The sequence below is a fragment of the Streptomyces sp. NBC_01433 genome, assembly GCF_026340105.1.
Taxonomy (GTDB): Bacteria; Actinomycetota; Actinomycetes; order Streptomycetales; family Streptomycetaceae; genus Streptomyces.
This window is the reverse complement of sequence record NZ_JAPEPM010000001.1, coordinates 1,318,655-1,338,067: the sequence shown is the minus strand read 5'-3', so window position 1 is coordinate 1,338,067 and position 19,413 is coordinate 1,318,655. Positions and strand designations below refer to the sequence as shown.

Annotated in this window: 11 protein-coding genes; 9 read left to right on the top strand and 2 right to left on the bottom strand. The window is 71.7% G+C overall.

Annotated features, from left to right (window positions below; genetic code table 11):
- Positions 1-235 precede the first annotated feature (235 nt).
- The 3 genes from OG413_RS05735 to OG413_RS05725 all read left to right on the top strand — a co-directional run bounded on the left by OG413_RS05735 (position 236) and on the right by OG413_RS05725 (position 3,809).
- Complete coding sequence (locus tag OG413_RS05735; protein ID WP_030084428.1) at positions 236-811, top strand: sigma-70 family RNA polymerase sigma factor; 576 nt, start codon at positions 236-238, stop codon at positions 809-811.
- 265 nt (positions 812-1,076) lie between these two features.
- Entirely contained in the window at positions 1,077-2,579 is a 1,503-nt protein-coding gene (gene guaB / locus OG413_RS05730; RefSeq protein WP_266803325.1) for an IMP dehydrogenase, read from the top strand.
- 105 nt (positions 2,580-2,684) lie between these two features.
- Positions 2,685-3,809 (top strand): GuaB3 family IMP dehydrogenase-related protein, encoded by a 1,125-nt coding sequence (locus OG413_RS05725; RefSeq protein ID WP_003966886.1) that lies wholly within the window; start codon positions 2,685-2,687, stop codon positions 3,807-3,809.
- A gap of 161 nt (positions 3,810-3,970) precedes the next feature.
- Here the strand turns inward: OG413_RS05725 and OG413_RS05720 are convergent, their stop codons facing one another.
- Together OG413_RS05720 and OG413_RS05715 are read right to left on the bottom strand one after the other, a co-directional pair.
- Positions 3,971-4,582 carry a hypothetical protein gene (locus tag OG413_RS05720; RefSeq protein WP_266803324.1) on the bottom strand — a complete coding sequence of 204 codons (612 nt, stop codon included), beginning with the start codon at positions 4,580-4,582 and terminating at the stop codon, positions 3,971-3,973.
- A gap of 139 nt (positions 4,583-4,721) precedes the next feature.
- Positions 4,722-5,984, bottom strand: coding sequence for a nucleotide sugar dehydrogenase (locus OG413_RS05715; RefSeq protein WP_266803323.1), 1,263 nt, complete (start codon positions 5,982-5,984; stop codon positions 4,722-4,724).
- Between the two features lie 248 nt (positions 5,985-6,232).
- Here OG413_RS05715 and OG413_RS05710 point away from each other — a divergent pair, with 248 nt between their 5' ends.
- The 6 genes from OG413_RS05710 to OG413_RS05685 all read left to right on the top strand — a co-directional run bounded on the left by OG413_RS05710 (position 6,233) and on the right by OG413_RS05685 (position 19,392).
- A complete protein-coding gene (locus tag OG413_RS05710) occupies positions 6,233-7,942 on the top strand; it encodes a glycerol-3-phosphate dehydrogenase/oxidase (RefSeq protein ID WP_266803322.1) in 1,710 nt (569 codons plus the stop codon).
- 496 nt (positions 7,943-8,438) lie between these two features.
- Positions 8,439-10,502, top strand: a complete 2,064-nt coding sequence (locus tag OG413_RS05705; RefSeq protein WP_266803321.1) for a serine/threonine-protein kinase — start codon at positions 8,439-8,441, stop codon at positions 10,500-10,502.
- 175 nt (positions 10,503-10,677) lie between these two features.
- Complete coding sequence (locus OG413_RS05700) at positions 10,678-13,587, top strand: protein kinase (protein ID WP_266809919.1); 2,910 nt, start codon at positions 10,678-10,680, stop codon at positions 13,585-13,587.
- 190 nt (positions 13,588-13,777) lie between these two features.
- The gene (locus OG413_RS05695) at positions 13,778-15,523 is read left to right on the top strand and encodes a serine/threonine-protein kinase (protein ID WP_266803320.1); all 1,746 of its coding nucleotides are present in this window, start codon (positions 13,778-13,780) and stop codon (positions 15,521-15,523) included.
- Between the two features lie 264 nt (positions 15,524-15,787).
- Positions 15,788-17,404, top strand: a complete 1,617-nt coding sequence (locus tag OG413_RS05690; protein WP_266803319.1) for a succinic semialdehyde dehydrogenase — start codon at positions 15,788-15,790, stop codon at positions 17,402-17,404.
- A 59-nt stretch (positions 17,405-17,463) separates the two neighbouring features.
- Positions 17,464-19,392 carry a GMC oxidoreductase gene (locus OG413_RS05685; RefSeq protein WP_266803318.1) on the top strand — a complete coding sequence of 643 codons (1,929 nt, stop codon included), beginning with the start codon at positions 17,464-17,466 and terminating at the stop codon, positions 19,390-19,392.
- The last annotated feature ends 21 nt before the right edge of the window (positions 19,393-19,413 follow it).

The following is a 19,413-nucleotide window of genomic DNA, read 5'->3' as shown; positions in this document are numbered from 1 at the left end:
GGGTGACGGGACCGGCGAGGGCCGTGAGCCCGTCGCCGGACCCTCCGTACCAGCGCTGTGTGACGCTTCCCGGCCGATGACGCATCCTTGAGTCGTGGAGTTCCTCAGGAACGATTCGGACGAGCGGAAGGGGAGGGCGCAGGACATGACATCCGGCGCACCCGCTCATAACGCTTCGGTGCACAACTCAGGACGCGGTGGAGCGGACCAGGCGGCACCAAGGCACCATGGTCCGATGCGCGACGACGAGACAACGGTGATCGGTGCTCTGGTGCACCGTGCCGTCGACGGCGACGCGCAGGCCACCCACGATCTGCTGGCCCATGTCCACCCCCTTGCCCTGCGCTATTGCAGGTCCCGGCTGAACCGGCTGCCCGGTGATGCTCGCCACTTCGTGGAGGACCTCGCGCAGGAGGTCTGCGTCGCGGTGCTGATGGCGCTGCCGCGCTACAAGGACACCGGTAGACCCTTCGAAGCCTTCGTCTTCGCCATCGCGGGCCACAAGGTCGCCGATCTCCAGCGCGCCGCCATGCGGCACCCGGGATCGACGGCCGTCCCCTCCGACGAGATGCCGGAGCGGCCCGACGATTCGCTCGGCCCCGAGGAGCGTGCGCTGCTCAGCAGCGATGCCGCCTGGGCGAAGAAGCTCCTCGCCAACCTCCCGGAGAATCAGCGCGAGCTGCTGGTCCTGCGGGTCGCGGTCGGGCTGACCGCCGAGGAGACCGGACAGATGCTCGGGATGTCGCCGGGCGCGGTCCGGGTCGCCCAGCACCGCGCGCTGAGCAGACTGCGGGCTCTCGCGGAGCAGTAGGGCCGCAAGGACCGGGACCGGGGCCGGGGGCGAGGGCATGTCACGGGACCGGAGATATGTCACGGGACCGGAGGCATGTCACGGGACCGGAGGCATGTCACGGGACCGGGGGCGCGTCACGGGGCCGGAAAGTGGGTCGCGACCCCGGAAGGCATGTCGTAGGAACTGACAAAAGTTCTAACTGATCTTGATCGTGGAATGAGACGCCCGTGGAGCCCGTTAGCATGGACATCCGCACCGATCAAGGCCATTTGGGGAAGGTGTCATGACTGCAAACGTCGACGGAGTGCCCGAGAAATTCGCGACGCTCGGGCTGACATACGACGACGTGCTGCTGCTGCCGGGCGCGTCCGACATGGCGCCCGATCAGATCGATACCTCCTCGTACATCTCGAAGAACGTGCGGGTGAACATCCCGCTGCTCTCCGCGGCGATGGACAAGGTCACCGAAGCACGCATGGCGATCGCCATGGCCCGGCAGGGTGGCGCGGGCGTACTGCACCGCAACCTCTCCATCGCCGACCAGGCCAACCAGGTCGACCTGGTCAAGCGCTCCGAGTCCGGCATGGTCACCGACCCGATCACGGTGCACCCCGATGCCACGCTCAGCGAGGCCAACGACCTGTGCGCCAAGTTCCGCATCAGCGGTGTCCCGGTCACCGACCCGGCGGGCAAGCTCCTCGGCATCGTCACCAACCGTGACATGGCCTTCGAGCCCGACCGTACGCGCCAGGTGCGCGAGGTCATGACGCCGATGCCGCTGGTCACGGGCAAGGTCGGCATCTCGGGCGTGGACGCCATGGAGCTGCTGCGCCGCCACAAGATCGAGAAGCTGCCGCTGGTCGACGAGTCGGGTGTCCTCAAGGGCCTCATCACCGTCAAGGACTTCGTCAAGGCCGAGAAGTACCCGAACGCGGCCAAGGACAAGGAAGGCCGGCTGCTCGTCGGCGCGGCCGTCGGTGTCGCGGGCGACGCCTACGAGCGCGCCCAGGCGCTCATCGAGGCGGGCGTCGACTTCATCGTCGTCGACACCGCCCACGGCCACTCCCGGCTGGTCGGCGACATGGTCGCCAAGATCAAGTCGAACGGGACGGTCGATGTCATCGGCGGCAACATCGCCACCCGTGACGGCGCCCAGGCGCTGATCGACGCCGGTGTGGACGGCATCAAGGTCGGCGTCGGCCCCGGCTCCATCTGCACCACCCGGGTGGTCGCCGGTATCGGCGTCCCGCAGGTCACCGCGATCTACGAGGCATCCCTCGCCGCCAAGGCGGCCGGTGTCCCGGTCATCGGCGACGGGGGCCTCCAGTATTCCGGTGACATCGCCAAGGCCCTGGTGGCCGGCGCGGACACCGTGATGCTCGGCTCGCTGCTCGCGGGCTGCGAGGAGTCCCCGGGCGAGCTGCTGTTCATCAACGGCAAGCAGTTCAAGTCGTACCGCGGCATGGGATCGCTGGCCGCGATGCAGACCCGTGGCGACCGCAAGTCCTTCTCCAAGGACCGGTACTTCCAGGAGGGTGTCGCCTCCGACGAGAAGCTGGTCCCCGAAGGCATCGAGGGCCAGGTGCCCTACCGGGGTCCGCTCTCCGCGGTCGTCCACCAGCTCACCGGCGGTCTGCGCCAGTCGATGTTCTACGTCGGCGGCCGCACCGTCCCCGAGCTCCAGGCCAACGGCCGGTTCGTACGGATCACCTCGGCGGGTCTCAAGGAGAGCCACCCGCACGACATCCAGATGACGGTCGAAGCGCCGAACTACAGCAGGAAGTAACGCATCACCGCAGGTGAGGGGCGGACCGGTGTTCCCGGGACCGCCCCTCACGTGTGTGTCGGGGATACTGGTCAGCGCAGACGTAGAGGGAAAGGCCACATCATCGTGACTGAGATCGAGATCGGGCGCGGCAAGCGCGGCCGCCGGGCGTACGCATTCGACGACATCGCCGTCGTACCGAGCCGCCGCACGCGCGACCCGAAGGAGGTCTCGATCGCCTGGCAGATCGACGCCTACCGCTTCGAGCTGCCGTTCCTGGCCGCTCCCATGGACTCCGTGGTCTCTCCGCAGCACGCCATCCGGATCGGCGAGCTCGGCGGCCTGGGCGTTCTCAACCTGGAAGGGCTGTGGACCCGGCACGCCGACCCGCAGCCGCTTCTCGACGAGATCGCCGAGATGCCCGTCGAGTCCGCGACCCGCAGGCTCCAGGAGATCTACGCCGCTCCCATCCAGGAGGAGCTGATCGGGCAGCGCATCAAGGAGGTGCGCGACTCCGGGGTCGTCACCGCCGCCGCGCTCTCGCCGCAGCGCACCGCGCAGTTCTCCAAGGCCGTCGTCGACGCGGGTGTGGACATCTTCGTCATCCGCGGTACGACGGTCTCCGCCGAGCATGTCTCGGGCGCGGCCGAGCCGCTCAACCTGAAGCAGTTCATCTACGAGCTGGACGTCCCGGTGATCGTCGGCGGCTGCGCCACGTACACCGCGGCCCTGCACCTGATGCGTACCGGTGCGGCCGGTGTCCTCGTCGGCTTCGGCGGCGGCGCCGCGCACACCACGCGCAACGTCTTCGGCATCCAGGTCCCGATGGCGACCGCGGTCGCCGATGTGGCCGGGGCCCGCCGTGACTACATGGACGAGTCCGGTGGCCGGTACGTACACGTCATCGCGGACGGCGGCGTCGGCTGGTCCGGCGACCTGCCGAAGGCCATCGCCTGCGGTGCGGACGCCGTGATGATGGGCTCCCCGCTGGCCCGTGCGACGGACGCCCCGGGGCGTGGCCGGCACTGGGGCATGGAAGCGGTCCACGAGGACGTGCCGCGCGGCAAGCTGGTGGACCTGGGCTCGGTCGGGACGACGGAGGAGGTCCTCACCGGGCCTTCGCACACCCCCGACGGCTCGATGAACATCTTCGGCGCGCTGCGTCGTGCGATGGCCACCACGGGTTACAGCGACCTCAAGGAGTTCCAGCGCGTCGAGGTGACGGTGGCGGACTCGCAGCACCGCCGCTGACGCCGGACACGCCTCCGGGAGTACGCGAGGAAGGGCCCGGACCGCCGCGAGGTGGTCCGGGCCCTTCCGTATGCCGAGTGCCGTATGCCGTGCGCCGCCGTCCGGGGGCGCGCTGCTGTGCCGCCGGTCCGTCCGGGTGTGCGGTGGGTGCGCGGCGGGTGTCAGCCGGCCTTCTTGGCGCCACCGATCGCGGCGATCGGGCCGAGTGCGAGGAAGAGGTAGGTCATGAAGTCGGACTCTTCCTTCCAGAGCCTCGTCACCACGTCGAAGTGGTCGAAGAAGACCTCGGAGAAGGACATGCCCGCCACGTCCGCCATGATCATCGACATGCCGACGAGCTGGCCGAGGTAGACGCCGCCGAGGGAGAAGAGGGCCGCCGCGCCGATGACGGCCGGGTTGCTCCCGCCGACCTTGCTCGCCGCGAAGCCGACGAGGAAGCCGACGCCGACCGCGGCGTAGCCGACCTCGCGCTCGATGGAGCCCGCGATCACGCCGTACAGGATGCCCGCGAGGATCGCGGCGCCCAGCGCGGTGAGCACACCGAGCCCGATGTTGTTGCGCGCCGGGGGTGCCGGGGCGAAGGGGGTGCCGCCGCCGAACTGGCCGGGCTGCTGGCCCGCGAAGGGGTTGCCGGTGGGAGCGGGCGGCTGCTGGCCGTACGGGTTGCCGGTCGGGGCGCCGGGCTGCGGCTGGCTCGCGTACGGGTTCCCGTCGGCGGGCTTGCCGCCGTAAGGCTGCTGGGGCTGGTTGGGCGGTGGCACGGGCTGGCTCACGGTGGTTCTCCCCCTGGGGACGTATCCGCACGACTGTGCGAGATGTGACGCCGCAGGCTAGCAGCAGCTTCCGACAACGCCCACCGAAATCGTTGGGGCGGCTGGCCAGGAAGGGGCTCGGTGTCCGTCAGGGGCCGTTTCAGAGCCGGTGCGCGGCTCCGGCCGGAGTGGCGCCCCGGGTGTCCAGGAGGAGTTGGGCCTTCACCGCGAGGCCCTGGAGGTCGTACGTGCGGTGCTGCTGGAGCAGCAGGGTCAGGTCGGCGCCGGCGGCGGCCTCGTACAGCGAGTCGGCGCGCGGGACGGGGAGTTCGCGTACCCGCCAGTCCAGGACGTGCGGGTCGTGGTAGCCGATCTGCGCACCCATGTCCATCAGCCGTGTCGCGATCTCACGGGCGGGTGACGCCTCCTGGTCGGCGCTGTCCGGCTTGTAGGTGACGCCGAGGAGCAGGATCCGGGCGCCGCGTACGGACTTGCCGTGCTCGTTCAGCAGGGTCGCGCAGCGCTGGATCACGTAGCTCGGCATCCGGTCGTTGATCTCCTGGGCCAGCGAGACCATGCGCAGCGGGTGGCCGGGGGTGCGGGTGTTGTACGGGAGGTAGCCGGGATCGACCGGGGAGCCGTGGCCGCCGACGCCTGGGCCGGGGCGGAAGGGCTGGAAGCCGAAGGGCTTGGTCTCGGCGCACCGGATGACGTCCCACAGATCGACGCCGAGGTCGTGGCAGAGCACCGCCATCTCGTTGACGAGGGCGATGTTGACGTGCCGGAAGTTGGTCTCCAGGACCTTCGTCATCTCGGCCTCGCGCGGGCCGCGGGCCCGGACGACCTTGTCGGTGAGCCGGCCGTAGAAGGCGGCGGCCGACTCGGTGCACGCGGGGGTGAGGCCGCCGATGACCTTGGGGGTGTTGGCGTAGACGTGGGTGCGGTTGCCGGGGTCGAGCCGGCTGGGGGAGCAGGCGAGGTGGAAGTCGCGTCCGGCGCGCAGGCCCGAGCCCTCTTCGAGGAGGGGGAGCAGGAAGTTCTCGGTGGTGCCCGGGGGGACGGCCGATTCCAGCAGGACGGTGGTGTGCGGGCGCAGCCGGGCGGCCAGCGCGCGGGCCGCGTCGCCGAGCGCGGTGAGGTCGAGGGTGCGGTCGGCGCCGAGAGGGGTCGGGGAGCAGATCACGGCGGTACGTACCCGGCCCAGTTCGGCCGCGCTGGTGGTGGGCCGGAAGCCCCCGGAGAGCATCCGGCGGATGTCGGAGGCGGTGAGGGAGCCCTCGACGGGGGTGCGGCCCGCGGCGAGTTCCGTGCACGGGCGTGGGTCGGTGTCGTAACCGACGGTGTCGATGCCGGCGGCGACGGCGGCCTGGGCGAGGGGCAGGCCGAGGTGACCGAGTCCGATGACGGCGAGGTCTGCGGGCATGTCGAGGCCGTCCTTCCCTAAGACCAAGAAGACAGAAAGCGCAACTGCTGGGACAGTGCAATGTCAGACTAGGCGTAAATATGACCTATATGTCGCATTGTGTGGCTCCGATCGCCGGGGTGTTGTCCACAGGCGGTGGCTGAAGTCGCCGACCGCGGACAGAATCGAGAGGTGGGCACGGACGCCCCGGCCTCCCCGGCCGGGCCGCACCTCCGCGCCCGACCACCCCGATCTACCGGGAGGCAGCAGTGAGGACAGCGACACTGGGACCCGCGGAGCGTGCCACGGCGCTCGCCGCGCTGGCCGAGCGCGAACTGGACGTGCTGGTCGTGGGGGCGGGCGTGGTCGGCGCCGGGACGGCGCTGGACGCCGTGACCAGAGGGCTCTCGACGGGCCTGGTCGAGGCGCGTGACTGGGCATCCGGCACATCGAGCCGGTCGAGCAAACTGATCCACGGCGGGCTGCGCTATCTGGAGATGCTCGACTTCGCGCTCGTGCGCGAGGCGCTGAAGGAGCGCGGACTGCTTCTGGAGCGGCTCGCCCCACACCTGGTGAAGCCGGTGCCCTTCCTCTATCCGTTGCAGCACAAGGGCTGGGAGCGGCTCTACGCGGGCTCCGGCGTCGCGCTGTACGACGCCATGTCCGTCTCGTCGGGCCATGGCCGCGGGCTGCCGGTGCACCGCCACCTCTCCCGTCGGCACGCCCTGCGGGTCGCGCCCGCGCTGAAGCGGGACGCCCTGGTCGGGGCCCTGCAGTACTACGACGCGCAGATGGACGACGCCCGCTATGTGGCGGCCCTGGTGCGCACCGCCGCCGGATACGGCGCCCATGTGGCGAACCGGGCGCGGGTGATCGGCTTCCTGCGGGAGGGCGAGCGGGTCGTAGGGGCGCGGGTGCAGGACGTCGAAGGGGGCGGTGAGTACGAGGTCCGGGCCAAACAGGTGGTCAACGCGACCGGGGTGTGGACGGACGACACCCAGGCGCTGATCGGCGAGCGCGGGCAGTTCCACGTCCGGGCGTCGAAGGGCATCCACCTGGTCGTTCCCAAGGACCGGATCCACTCCTCGACCGGGCTGATCCTGCGTACCGAGAAGTCCGTGCTGTTCGTGATCCCGTGGGGCCGCCACTGGATCATCGGGACGACGGACACCGACTGGGACCTCGACAAGGCCCACCCGGCGGCGTCCAGCGCCGACATCGACTATCTGCTCGAACACGTCAACTCGGTGCTGACCACCCCGCTGACCAGGGACGACGTCCAGGGTGTCTACGCCGGGCTGAGGCCGTTGCTGGCCGGTGAGTCCGACGCGACCAGCAAGCTCTCGCGCGAGCACACGGTGGCGCACCCGGTCCCCGGACTCGTGGTCGTCGCGGGCGGCAAGTACACGACGTACCGGGTGATGGCGAAGGACGCGGTGGACGAGGCGGTGCACGGCCTCGACCAGCGGGTCGCGGCCTGTGTCACCGAGGACATCCCGCTGCTGGGTGCCGAGGGCTACCGGGCCCTGTGGAACGCCCGCGCCAGGATCGCGGCCCGGACCGGCATCCATGTCGCCCGGGTGGAGCATCTGCTGAACCGGTACGGCTCAATGGTCGAGGAGCTTCTGGAGCTGATCACGGCGGACCCCTCACTGGGGGAACCGCTGGCTGCCGCGGACGACTATCTGCGGGCCGAGATCGTCTACGCCGCCTCACACGAGGGGGCCAGACATCTCGACGACGTACTGACCCGGCGCACCCGGATCTCCATCGAGACCTTCGACCGGGGCACCCGCTCCGCACGGGACTGCGCGGAGCTGATGGCGCCGGTGCTGGGCTGGGACGAGGGGCAGATCGACCGGGAGGTCGAGCACTACGAGAAGCGGGTGGAGGCGGAGCGGGAGTCGCAGCGGCAGCCGGACGACCTGACGGCGGACGCGGCACGGCTCGGCGCTCCGGACATCGTGCCGATCCAGTGACCTGAATCAGCGATTCCGCGACGGGGCTTCCGCTGGGAAAGGGCCGATGCGGGGAGCGGGGTCAGCCGCAGCGGAACTCCGCTTCCGGCAGGGCCGGTTCCAGCGTCGGCCCACCGTCGCGACGAACGTCCTGGTGATGCTCCCCGCCCGGAATCGGGCGTCGGGCCGGATGCCGGGTCCGGCCGAGGCGTACACCGGGTGAGAGAGGAGGAATTCCGGGCCGGCGGGGCCGCCGCCGGGCCTCGCCCTGGACGACGAGGCGGGGCAGGTAGGAGGCTGCGGGCGTGAGGTGTGGTTCGCTGGGCAGGCTCGCCGTTCCCAGGACGAGTGGAGAAAACACCGGCGGGGCGGTGAACAACGCCCTGCGTATCGGCATGACGGGGGATCGCTTTCCTCCGGCCACATCATGGCGGACCACGGACCCGGCACCAGGACCGGTCCCGGGGTGAGGGACAATGAACGCTCTGCCAGGGCGGGTTGATCGCAGAGGGGACGCATGTCGGAGGCGGAGCAGGCACGGGAGCCCCAACGGGACAAGGAAGGTCGTCTTCTCGCGGGGCGTTACCGGCTCGGGGAGGTGCTCGGCCGGGGCGGCATGGGCACGGTCCACCGCGCTGCCGACGAGACGCTGGGCCGCACGGTCGCGGTCAAGGAGCTGCGCTTCCCGTCGGCCATCGACGACGAGGAGAAGCGTCGTCTGATCACGCGCACCCTGCGTGAGGCGAAGGCGATCGCACGGATCCGCAACAACGGCGCGGTGACCGTCTACGACGTGGTCGACGAGGACGACCGGCCATGGATCGTCATGGAACTGATCGAGGGCAAGTCGCTCGCCGAGGCGATCCGCGAGGACGGGACGCTGACACCCAGGCGCGCCGCGGAGGTCGGACTCGCCATCCTCGACGTGCTGCGCTCGGCGCACCGCGAGGGCATCCTGCACCGCGATGTGAAGCCGTCCAACGTGCTGATCTCCGAGGACGGCCGCGTCGTGCTCACCGACTTCGGCATCGCCCAGGTCGAGGGCGACCCGTCGGTCACCTCGACCGGCATGCTCGTCGGCGCCCCTTCGTACATCTCGCCGGAGCGGGCCCGCGGTCACAAGCCGGGGCCGCCCGCCGACCTGTGGTCGCTCGGCGGACTGCTGTACGCGAGCGTCGAGGGCTGCCCGCCGTACGACAAGGGGTCGGCGATCGCGACCCTCACGGCCGTGATGACCGAACCGGTCGACCCGCCCAAGAACGCGGGCCCGCTGGAGAAGGTCATCTACGGCCTGCTCGCCAGGGACCCCGACCAGCGGCTGGACGACGCCGGGGCACGGGCCCTGCTCAACGACGTGATCAACGCTCCGGACCTCCCGGTGCCCCCGCCCGCCGACTCCACCCAGGTCATGGCGCTGCCGGTGGACGTCGACGCCGGGAGCGCCACCAGGAAGCCGCCGAAGCCGCCGAAGGTGCCCAAGCCGGCTGCCAGGTCCGGTGAGTCCGGCGAGGGCGCCCGCGACCGGCTGCGCGGAGCCCTCCGCTCCGTGCGGAAGCCGACGCCGGGCGTCGCGGCGGGAGCGGGAGCCGGAGCCGCGGCCGCCACCGCCTCGGCGTCCGGCACGGCCGGCGCGGCCACCCCGGCCGAGCCGTCGACGAAGCCCGGGACCGGCCCCCGGAGCCCCGCGACGGCTGCCGCGGCATCGCCCGCCGCGGCTCCGACGCCCGCCCCCAAGACCCCCGCGAAGCCCCCGAAGGCGCCGGTCACCGCGGCAGCGGTACCGCCGCAGCGCCCCCCGGCCCCGTCGGCCGCCCACGCCGTCCGCGCGTCCATCACGGACGTGGTGCCCCGCCGTACGCTCGCGATCATCGCGGCGGTCGTGGCGCTCGCCATCCTCGGTACGGTGCTCGCGATCGCCCTCTCCGGGGGCGACGACAAGGACAGCGGGAGCGGCGGCTCGGGCAAGGCCGACACGTCCGCCTCGGCGGGCGGTTCCGGTGAGGGCCAGGGGGACGGCCAGAAGGAGGGCCAGGGCCAGAGCGACGGCAAGCCTTCCGAGCAGTCGTCCGGGGACCCGGCGACCGAGGACCCGAAGACGGACGCGCCGCCCCCGGCCGACGCCCTGCCCGCCGGGTACGAGAAGGTCACCGACAAGCGGTTCCACTTCGCCATGGCGATGCCCGAGGACTTCAAGCGTGACGCCATCGCGGGGCGGAACTCCGGCGGGATCTACAACGCCGACGGCGGTTTCCCGCGCGTCCAGGTCGACTTCAACGACTCGCCCAAGGACGACGCGGCCGCGGCATGGGCGGGGGCGGTGGCGGGTACCAGAGCCCTCAGTAACGGTTACAAGCAGCTCGGCATCAAGAAGGTCGACTTCAACGGCTACCCGACCGTCGCCGACTGGAGTTTCGAACGCGATCAGAAGGGCATCCGGGTCAGGGTGCTGAACCGCGGCTTCAAGGTCGACGCCAAGCGCGGCTACTCGATCATGATCAGCTGCAAGGCGAGCGAGTGGGACGACACGGAGTGCCGGACGCTGCGCGAGACGGCGTTCGCCACGTTCAAGCCCACGGGCTGACCATCGGACGGCCGGGTTGCCGCGACCCGGCCGCGTGGCCCCGGCTTGCCACGTATCGTAAGAGACAAGGGACCGTACGCAGCCGGAATGATAGGTCAATTGTGCGGCAACTGACCGTAATTGACTGATTCATGCGGCCCTGGTGACCGGGGGCAGCGCGCTCTGGGGAGGCGTCGTGGACGACTACGCGGGTCGGGTGCTTGCCGACCGCTACCGCCTTCCCTTGCCTCCTTTCGACGGTTACGAACTGGTCGAGACCCGGGCGTTCGACACATACAGCGGGCAGGAAGTCCTGATACGTCAGGTCCCGTTGCCCGAGATCGTGGAAGCCGAGGTCCTCGACGCCGACGGCCTGCCCGCAGCCGCCGGACGCGTCCCCGGACGCACCACGGGACGTGCGGTACGCCGTCCCACGGACCCTGCGGTCCGGCGTGCGATCGAGGCCGCCCAGGCGGCCGCCCAGGTGCCCGACCACCCACGGCTCGACCAGGTCTTCGATGTGTTCGCCGAGGCGGGATCGCTCTGGATAGTGAGTGAACTGGTCGCGGCGCGCACGCTGGCCGCCCTCCTCGCCGAGCGCCCCCTCAACCCGTACCGGGCCGCCGAGATCGGCTCCGATGTGCTGGCGGCGCTGCGGGTGCTGCACGCGCACGACTGGACTCACCGGAACATCACCGTCCGTACCGTCCTGATCTGTGACGACGGCCGCGTGGTGCTGACCGGACTGGCGGCCGGGGCCGCCGAGGAGGCGCTGTGCGGGTACGTCACGGCGCCGCTGCCCGACGATGACGATGACGTCGATGCCGTGCACGACGACGACGCCGCGCACGGCGCCGGAGACGGGTACGACGGCGGAGACGGCGACGACGGTCACGGCGACGACGGGTACGGGGGCGACGGGCGCGGCTCGGAAAGCCCGTACGGCACCGAAGGCACGCACACCACGTACAACACGTACGGCGCGGACGTGGCGCCCGCGGCGGCTCACGACGCGTACGCGGACCCGTCACCCATGCCCCCGGACAGCCAGGAGCTCGTCCCGCGACCCGCCGCACCCGCCGTCCCGTACGCCGGTGCGCGGCCCCTTCCCGAGCCGGGCGCCGTGCAGCCCGGTGCCGCGAGCGCCGCACAGTTGCGCGCCGCGCGCGCCGGGGCGATCGCCGCCTACCGCGCGGGCGCGCGCGCTGCCGCCCGCGGCAACGTCGAGGATCAGCACCACACCGGGAACGACACCGAGAGCGCCTCCGGCGGCGCTCCCGACGCCGAGGACACGGCTCTCCTCCCGGTCCAGCGCCCGGCCCCCCGCGACTCCCTGCTCCCCGGCGCCTGGAGCGGCGCGGCGGACGACCCGTACGCCGGGGACGACCCGTACACCGAGGACGACCCGTACGCGGCGGACGACCCGTACACCAAGCGCGACGAGCGTGACGACGAGCACGACGAGGACGGACGCGGCGAGGGCGACGGCGGCGACCGGCCGCCCGGCCGCCGGGTCCATCTGGCCGGCAGCTGGGACGACGGGCCGGGCTCCGGCCGCCCCGTCCCCGCGGGCGGCTCGGGCGAGGACGCGCTGCGCGCCGACTCCCGCCGCCCCGGCAACACCCCCGTACCGGCCGGGCGGGCCGCGCGGCCCGCCGCCGTGACCGCGTCGGGCGGCTGGGACGAGGTCGTCGCGGGCGGCCGGGGGACCCCCGCCTACCGCGGCCCCGCCACCCCGCTCGCCGCCGAACGTGCCCGGCAGGCCCGGATCGCCGTCGTCGGCGCGGTCACCGAACGCTGGGCGCCCGAGCAGGCCGGACCGGTCCACGAGAACTGGCAGCTCGCACCGCCCATCGGCCCCGCCACCGACCTGTGGGCGCTCGGCGCCCTGCTCTACCGCGCGGTCCAGGGTCACGCCCCCTACCCCGAGGAGAACGCGGCCGAACTCGTCCAGATGGTCTGCGGCGAGCCGCCCGCCTTCGCGGAGGAGTGCGGCGCCCTGCGCCCCGTGGTCGAGTCGCTGCTGCGCCAGGACCCCACGGAGCGCCCCGATGTCGAGGAGCTGAGCGGCTGGCTGCGCTCACTGGTGCGGTCCGCCCCGGAGCCGGAAGCGGGCACGGACGTCGTCCCGCTGCCCTCGGCCGATGAGACCCGCCTGCCCGTCGTACGCCGCAAGGGCGAGCTCGTCCGCAGGCGCCGGGGCCGGCGGCTGGGCGGCGGATCGGCGCACGGCCGGCACCGCCAGGGCAAGCAGAAGCCGCACCTGGAGAAGCCGCGGCGGGAGCCCGCCGGGCTGCCCGAGGAACCGCGCGAGAGCGCCGAGTCCTGGGAGACCCCGCCCTCCCGTCCCCCGCGCGCCCCCCGCGCACCGCGCGAGCCCAAGGGCCCCAAGGTGCTGCGGGAACCCGCGCGGCAGCGAGAGGGGAAGGCACCGCGCAGCCTGGGCCGGATGCTGCTGGTCCTCATACTGCTGGGCATGGCCGCAGCGGTCGCGTACGCCCTGATCTTCATGTCCGAGGACGACCCCGGCACAGGAACGGCGCCGTCCGGTTCGGCGACCCCCGCCGGGCCCGGCGCGCCCGAGCCCTCCGGCGGCGCCTCCGGTACCCCTGGTTCCCAGCAGCCGCAGACCAGCCGTTCCGCCGTCGCGCTCGCCCGGGGCTACGTACTGCGCAAGGACACGGAGGGCTTCGAGGTCGGCGTACTCAAGGGCTGGCAGCGCAGCCCCGCCAACGCGGACCGTCAGATCCGGTACGGCAGCGACGGGTTCAGCCTGCTGATCGTGCCCGGCCGCGACACCGTCAAGGCCAACGGCGCCGACCCGCTCGCCTATCAGCGGGACAAGGAGCCGGAGCTCCAGCCGTTCCGGGACTCCAGCTGGTCCTCCGCGGTCGGTCTGCGCCGGGTCGACGTCGGCCGACAGGCCATGGCGGAAGGCCAGTTCACCTGGCAGGACGGCAACGGCCGCGAGGTGTACGTGCGCAACCTGGTGATGGTCGTGGACGGCAAATACCACATCATTCAGGCGCTCGGCCCGCAGGGCGACCGGGACAAGGTCACCGCCATCTACGAACAGGCCATCGCCTCCTATCGCGTCGGCTCCTGACCCGGAGTCACCATCGCGTCGGCTCCTGACCCGGTGTCACCGCCGAGGCGGGTCGGGTGACGCGGGCCCGCGAACCCGTGGCGCTTCGGAGCGACAAGCATCACAGTGCGGTCTCGTGGGGCGATCCGAGGTTCCATGCCCACACGTCCCCTCCGTAATCTGGCAGCCGAGGAACGGGGCGGGACTACACGTGGATCAATCACAGGGCACGGGCAGGGGCACGGGCGCGGGACTGGTGCTGGCCGGGCGGTACCGGCTGGGCGAGGTCCTCGGCCGCGGCGGCATGGGCAAGGTCTGGCGCGCACACGACGAGGTGCTGCACCGCACCGTCGCCGTCAAGGAGTTGACCGCAGGACTGTACGTCGCCGAGGCCGACCGGCTCGTCCTGCACGCGCGTACCCAGAAGGAGGCGCGCGCGGCGGCCCGCATCACGCACCCCGGAGTCGTCACCGTCCATGACGTCATCGAGTACGACAACCGCCCCTGGATCGTGATGCAGTACGTCGACGGGCCCTCGCTCGCCGACGCCGCCAAGGAGAACGGCGAGATGGCACCGCGCGAGGCGGCCAGGATCGGCCTCCATGTGCTCAGCGCCCTGCGCGCCGCGCACAGTGCCGGGGTGCTCCACCGGGACGTCAAACCCGGCAACGTCCTGCTGGCCCGCGACGGGCAGGTGCTCCTGACCGACTTCGGGATCGCCGCGATCGAGGGCGACTCCACCATCACCAGGACCGGTGAACTGGTCGGCTCCATCGACTATCTGGCGCCCGAACGGGTACGCGGCGGCGACCCGGGCCCGTCCTCCGACCTCTGGTCGCTCGGCGCCACCCTGTACACCGCGGTGGAGGGACGCTCCCCGTTCCGCCGTACGTCACCGATCTCCACCATGCAGGCGGTGGTCACCGAGGAGCCGCCCGCGCCCGCCAACGCCGGCCCGCTGACCCCCGTGATCACCGCGCTGCTCCGCAAGGACCCCGCGGACCGGCCGTCGGCCGCCGAGACCGAACGGATGCTGCTGGACGCCATGGAGGGCCGGGAACCCCGGGCCGCCCAGGCGTTCGTACCGACCCAACGGGTCACCGAAGAGGCCCTGCGCGGAATCGCGGCCTCGGAAGGCACCCCGGACCGGCTGTCGGCCGACGCGCCGGCCGACACCTCGCACACCCCAGCCGTCCCCGTCCCCGTCCCGGCTTCCGCCCCCGCCCCCGCCCCCGCCCCCGCCCCCGCCTCCGCGCCGGTGACGCGGCGTGGCGGATCCCGGTGGCGCACGCGGCTCGTGGTCATCGCCGTGGCCGCGGTGCTCGGTGGCGCGGCGGGTCTGGCCGCGATGAAGTACGCGGACGGCGGCGGTTCCGGCGACGGGGGCAGGTCACCGCAGGTGCCCGCGACCGCGGAGCCCGCGCCGTCCGTCTCCTCGGGGGGACGGGACACGGAAGCGGAAGCGGAACGGGACCCGAAGCCGCCCGCCAAGGCGATACCCGACGGCTGGAAGAGGGTCGAGGACCCGAAGGGCTTCAGCCTGGTCGTACCGGACGGGTGGGAGCGCCGGATGGAGGGCAACCAGATCGACTACACACCGGACAACGGGGCCCACCGCCTCCGGATCAGCATCGATCCGGAACCGGACTTCGACAGTTCGTACAGGCACATGCTGAATCTGGAGAAGGACCTCGCCAAGCGGCTGCCCGGCTACGAGCGCGTCAGCCTTCAGTCGAACATCTACCGCGACCGGCCGGGCTCCCTCTGGGAGTTCACCTGGGTCGAGTCCAAGGACCATCCGGGCCCGCGTCGCGGCATCGACCAGATGTACTACGGCGAGGCGGGCGGGCCCGAGTACGCGCTGTACTTGACGGCGCCGGACGAGGACTGGGAGACCAGCCGGGAGCAGTTCGACACCATGCTGCGCAGCTGGAAGGCCCCGGAGGCGGCGAACTGAGGATGCCCGCCCCGTCCGGATGCCGACGGGACGTCTTCCGTGGAGCCCGCCGGGACGCCGACGGGGCCCCCGGCCGGATCCCTGTCCGGATGTTCGTCCGGACGCCTGTTCGGAAGTCGACGGGCCGCCGCCGGGGAGATAGCCACTGATCAGCGGATATGCGGCCAGCGATCACTGGCGAGTTCGCGGGGCGGGTTGTAGGGAGTGTGAAAACCTATTACCCACGGGTACCCAAAGTCTGCGGGTGGACATACTCTCGCCCTCATGACGGACTCGCAGGCCCCTGTTGCCCCCCTCGGTACGAACCCCGTCGCGGCCGCCCCCGCAGGCGTGCGCACGGCCGCCGATGTGGTCACCCCCGAGGTGATCGCCCAGCTGACCCGCGGCGTCGTCGGCTCCGGCCGTACGGCGAACCACACCCCCTTCACCGGGGAGAAGCTGGCGGACCTGCCCGAGTCCACCCCCGAGGACGTGGCGACCGCCTTCGAGCGGGCCCGCGCCGCCCAGCCCGCCTGGGCCGCGACCCCCGTACGGACCAGGGCGGCCGTCCTGCTCCGCTTCCACGACCTCGTGCTCAGCCGCCAGTCGGAGGTCCTCGACCTCATCCAGCTGGAGACCGGCAAGGCCCGGCTGCACGCCCACGAAGAGGTGCAGGCCGTCGCCGTCGCCGCCCGGCACTACGGCCGCAAGGCGTCCTCGTACCTGCGGGCGAAGCGGCACACCGGTGTCGTACCGACCCTCACCAAGGTCACCGAGCTGCGTCAGCCGCGCGGGGTCGTCGGCCAGATCGCACCGTGGAACTACCCGCTCGAACTGTCCGTGGGCGACGCCCTGCCCGCGTTCGTCTCCGGCAACGCCGTGGTGATGAAGCCCGACACGGAGACCGCGCTGACCGCGCTCTGGGCCCGTGACCTGCTCATCGAGGCCGGACTGCCCGCCGAGGTGTTCCAGGTCGTCCTCGGCGAGGGCCCCGTCGTCGGCCCCGAGGTCGTCAGTCACGCCGACTACGTCTCCTTCACCGGCTCCACCCGCACCGGCCGCGAGGTCGCCCAGGGCGCCGCCGCCCGCCTCGTCGGCGTCTCCCTGGAACTCGGCGGCAAGAACGCCATGCTGGTCCTGAAGGACGCCGATGTGGAGAAGGCCGCCGCGGGCGCGGTGCGTGCCTGCTTCTCGTCCGCGGGACAGCTCTGCATCTCCATCGAGCGGCTGTACGTCCACGAGTCGATCGCCGACGACTTCGTGGCCCGGTTCGCCGCCCGTACGAAGGCGATGCGGCTCGGCAGCTCCCTCGCGTACGGCGCCGACATGGGCTCCCTCGTCGGGGAGCGCCAGCTGGAGACCGTCACCCAGCACGTCGCCGAAGCCGTCGAGAAGGGCGCCACCGTCGTCGCGGGGGGCGTCGCCCGGCCCGACATCGGCCCGCTGTTCTACGAGCCGACCATCCTGGACGGCGTCGAGGCGCCGATGGCCGTCTGCACCCAGGAGACCTTCGGACCGGTCGTCTCCATCTACCGCTTCAGCGACGAGGACGCGGTCATCGACCTCGCCAACGCCACCCCGTACGGACTGAATTCGAGCGTCTGGACCACGGACGGCAGGCGCGGCCACCGGGTCGCCGCCCGGCTGCGGACCGGCACGGTCAACATCAACGAGGGGTACGCCCCCGCGTACGGGAGCGTGCAGTCCCCGATGGGCGGCATGAAGGATTCCGGTCTCGGCCGGCGGCACGGTTCGGAGGGCATCCTCAAATACACCGAGGCCCAGACCGTCGCCCAGCAGCGGCTGATTCCGCTCGCCCCGTCCTTCGGGATGGACGACGAGAAGTACGCGGCGTTCATGAGCCGCAGCCTGAAGGCGATGAAGGCGTTCCGCCTGCGCTGACCCGGCCACGGCGTACGCGATTCCGCAGCACTTCTGCCCTTTTCGCACGGAGGAGAGCCATGCCCCAGGACAGCCCTGCCCAGAATCGGCCCGTGAACCCCGTGAACCCCGTGAACCCCGTGAACCCCGTGAACCCCGTGAACCCCGTGAACCCCGTGAACCCCGTGCCGGCCGAGGACGACGCCGCGTACGACTACGACGTCCTCGTCGTGGGCTCGGGCTTCGGCGGAGCGGTGTCGGCGCTGCGGCTGACCGAGAAGGGCTACCGCGTCGGGGTCCTGGAGGCGGGCCGCCGCTTCACCCCCGGCACGCTCCCCAAGACCTCCTGGGACATCCGGAACTACCTCTGGGCCCCCGCGCTCGGCCTCTTCGGCATCCAGCGCGTGCATCTGCTCGGCAACGTCATGGTGCTGGCCGGGGCGGGCGTCGGCGGCGGCTCGCTCAACTACGCCAACACGCTGTACGTGCCGCCCGCGCCGTTCTTCGAGGACCGTCAGTGGGCCGGGATCACCGACTGGCAGGACGAGCTGAAGCCGTACTACGACCAGGCCAAGCGGATGCTGGGGGTCCGGCTCAACCCGACCATGACCCCCTCCGACGTCCACCTCAAGGCCGCCGCGCAGGCGATGGGCGTCGGCGACACCTTCCACCTCGCCCCCGTCGGGGTCTTCTTCGGCGACGGCAAGGACGCCGACGGCACGGCGAGGGCGAAGCCCGGCGGTACGGTCCCCGACCCGTACTTCGGGGGCGCGGGCCCCGCCCGCAAGGCGTGCACCGAGTGCGGCGAGTGCATGACGGGCTGCCGCCACGGCGCGAAGAACACCCTCAACGAGAACTACCTCCACCTCGCGGAGAAGGCCGGAGCGGTCATCCGTCCGATGACGTCCGTCGTCGCGATCACGGACGACCCGGAGGGCGGCTACCACGTCACGACCGTCCCGACCGACCGCCGCAGGAAGGGCAGGTCCACCCTGCTGCGTGCCCGCAAGGTGGTCGTCGCGGCGGGCACGTACGGCACCCAGACCCTGCTGCACACCATGAAGGACCAGGGGCTGCTGCCCCGGCTCTCGGCGCGGCTCGGCGAACTGACCCGGACCAACTCCGAGGCGCTCGTCGGCTCGCAGACCAGCGACCGCCGCTACCGCAGGAAGCACGGCACCCCGAAGGCCGACTTCACCCAGGGCGTTGCCATCACGTCCTCGATCCACCCGGACGCCAACACGCACATCGAGCCCGTCCGCTACGGCAAGGGCTCCAACGCCATGGGCGCCCTGTCCATCCTCCAGGTGCCCTACGGCGGCCGCCGGGTGCTGGGCTGGCTGGGCAACATGGCCAAACACCCCACGCTAGCGGTGCGTTCGCTCTCCAACCACCACTGGTCCGAGCGGACCATCATCGGCCTGGTCATGCAGTCGCTGGACAACTCCCTGACGACGTACCGCAAGCCGGGCGGCCTCGGGAAGGGCCTGCTCACCGCCCGGCAGGGGCACGGCGCGCCCAACCCGACGCAGATAGCCGAGGCGACCCGCAGCGCCTCGCTGCTCGCCGACGAGATCCACGGCTTCGCCGGTTCCAACGTCGGGGAGCTGATGGGGACGCCGCTCACCGCCCACTTCCTCGGCGGCTGCCCGATCGGGGCGAGCGCCGAGGACGGGGTCATCGACCCGTACCACCGGTTGTACGGCCACCCGGGAATCTCCGTCGTCGACGGCTCGGCCGTCTCCGCGAACCTCGGCGTCAACCCGTCGCTGACGATCACCGCGCAGGCGGAGCGGGCCATGTCCTTCTGGCCCAACAAGGGCGCGCGGGACCCGCGTCCGGAGCCGGGCGCGGCCTACGAGCGGCTGGCTCCGGTGGAGCCGCACGCGCCGACGGTGCCGAAGGAGGCGTTCGGCGCGCTGCGACTGCCGTTCCTGGGCATGCCCGCGCTCCCGCCCAGGAGCGACGGTGCGGTCCGGGCGGAAGGCGACGCCGTACCCAATCCGTGATCTTGCTCAGGGCAACTCTTC

Coding starts and splice junctions, on each gene's coding strand:
- OG413_RS05715 (WP_266803323.1), bottom strand. CDS start 5,984: ATGCCCGCAGACCTCGCCGTCATCGGACTCGGTCACCTCGGCCTGCCC.
- OG413_RS05735 (WP_030084428.1), top strand. CDS start 236: ATGCGCGACGACGAGACAACGGTGATCGGTGCTCTGGTGCACCGTGCC.
- OG413_RS05705 (WP_266803321.1), top strand. CDS start 8,439: ATGTCGGAGGCGGAGCAGGCACGGGAGCCCCAACGGGACAAGGAAGGT.
- OG413_RS05690 (WP_266803319.1), top strand. CDS start 15,788: ATGACGGACTCGCAGGCCCCTGTTGCCCCCCTCGGTACGAACCCCGTC.
- OG413_RS05685 (WP_266803318.1), top strand. CDS start 17,464: ATGCCCCAGGACAGCCCTGCCCAGAATCGGCCCGTGAACCCCGTGAAC.
- guaB (WP_266803325.1), top strand. CDS start 1,077: ATGACTGCAAACGTCGACGGAGTGCCCGAGAAATTCGCGACGCTCGGG.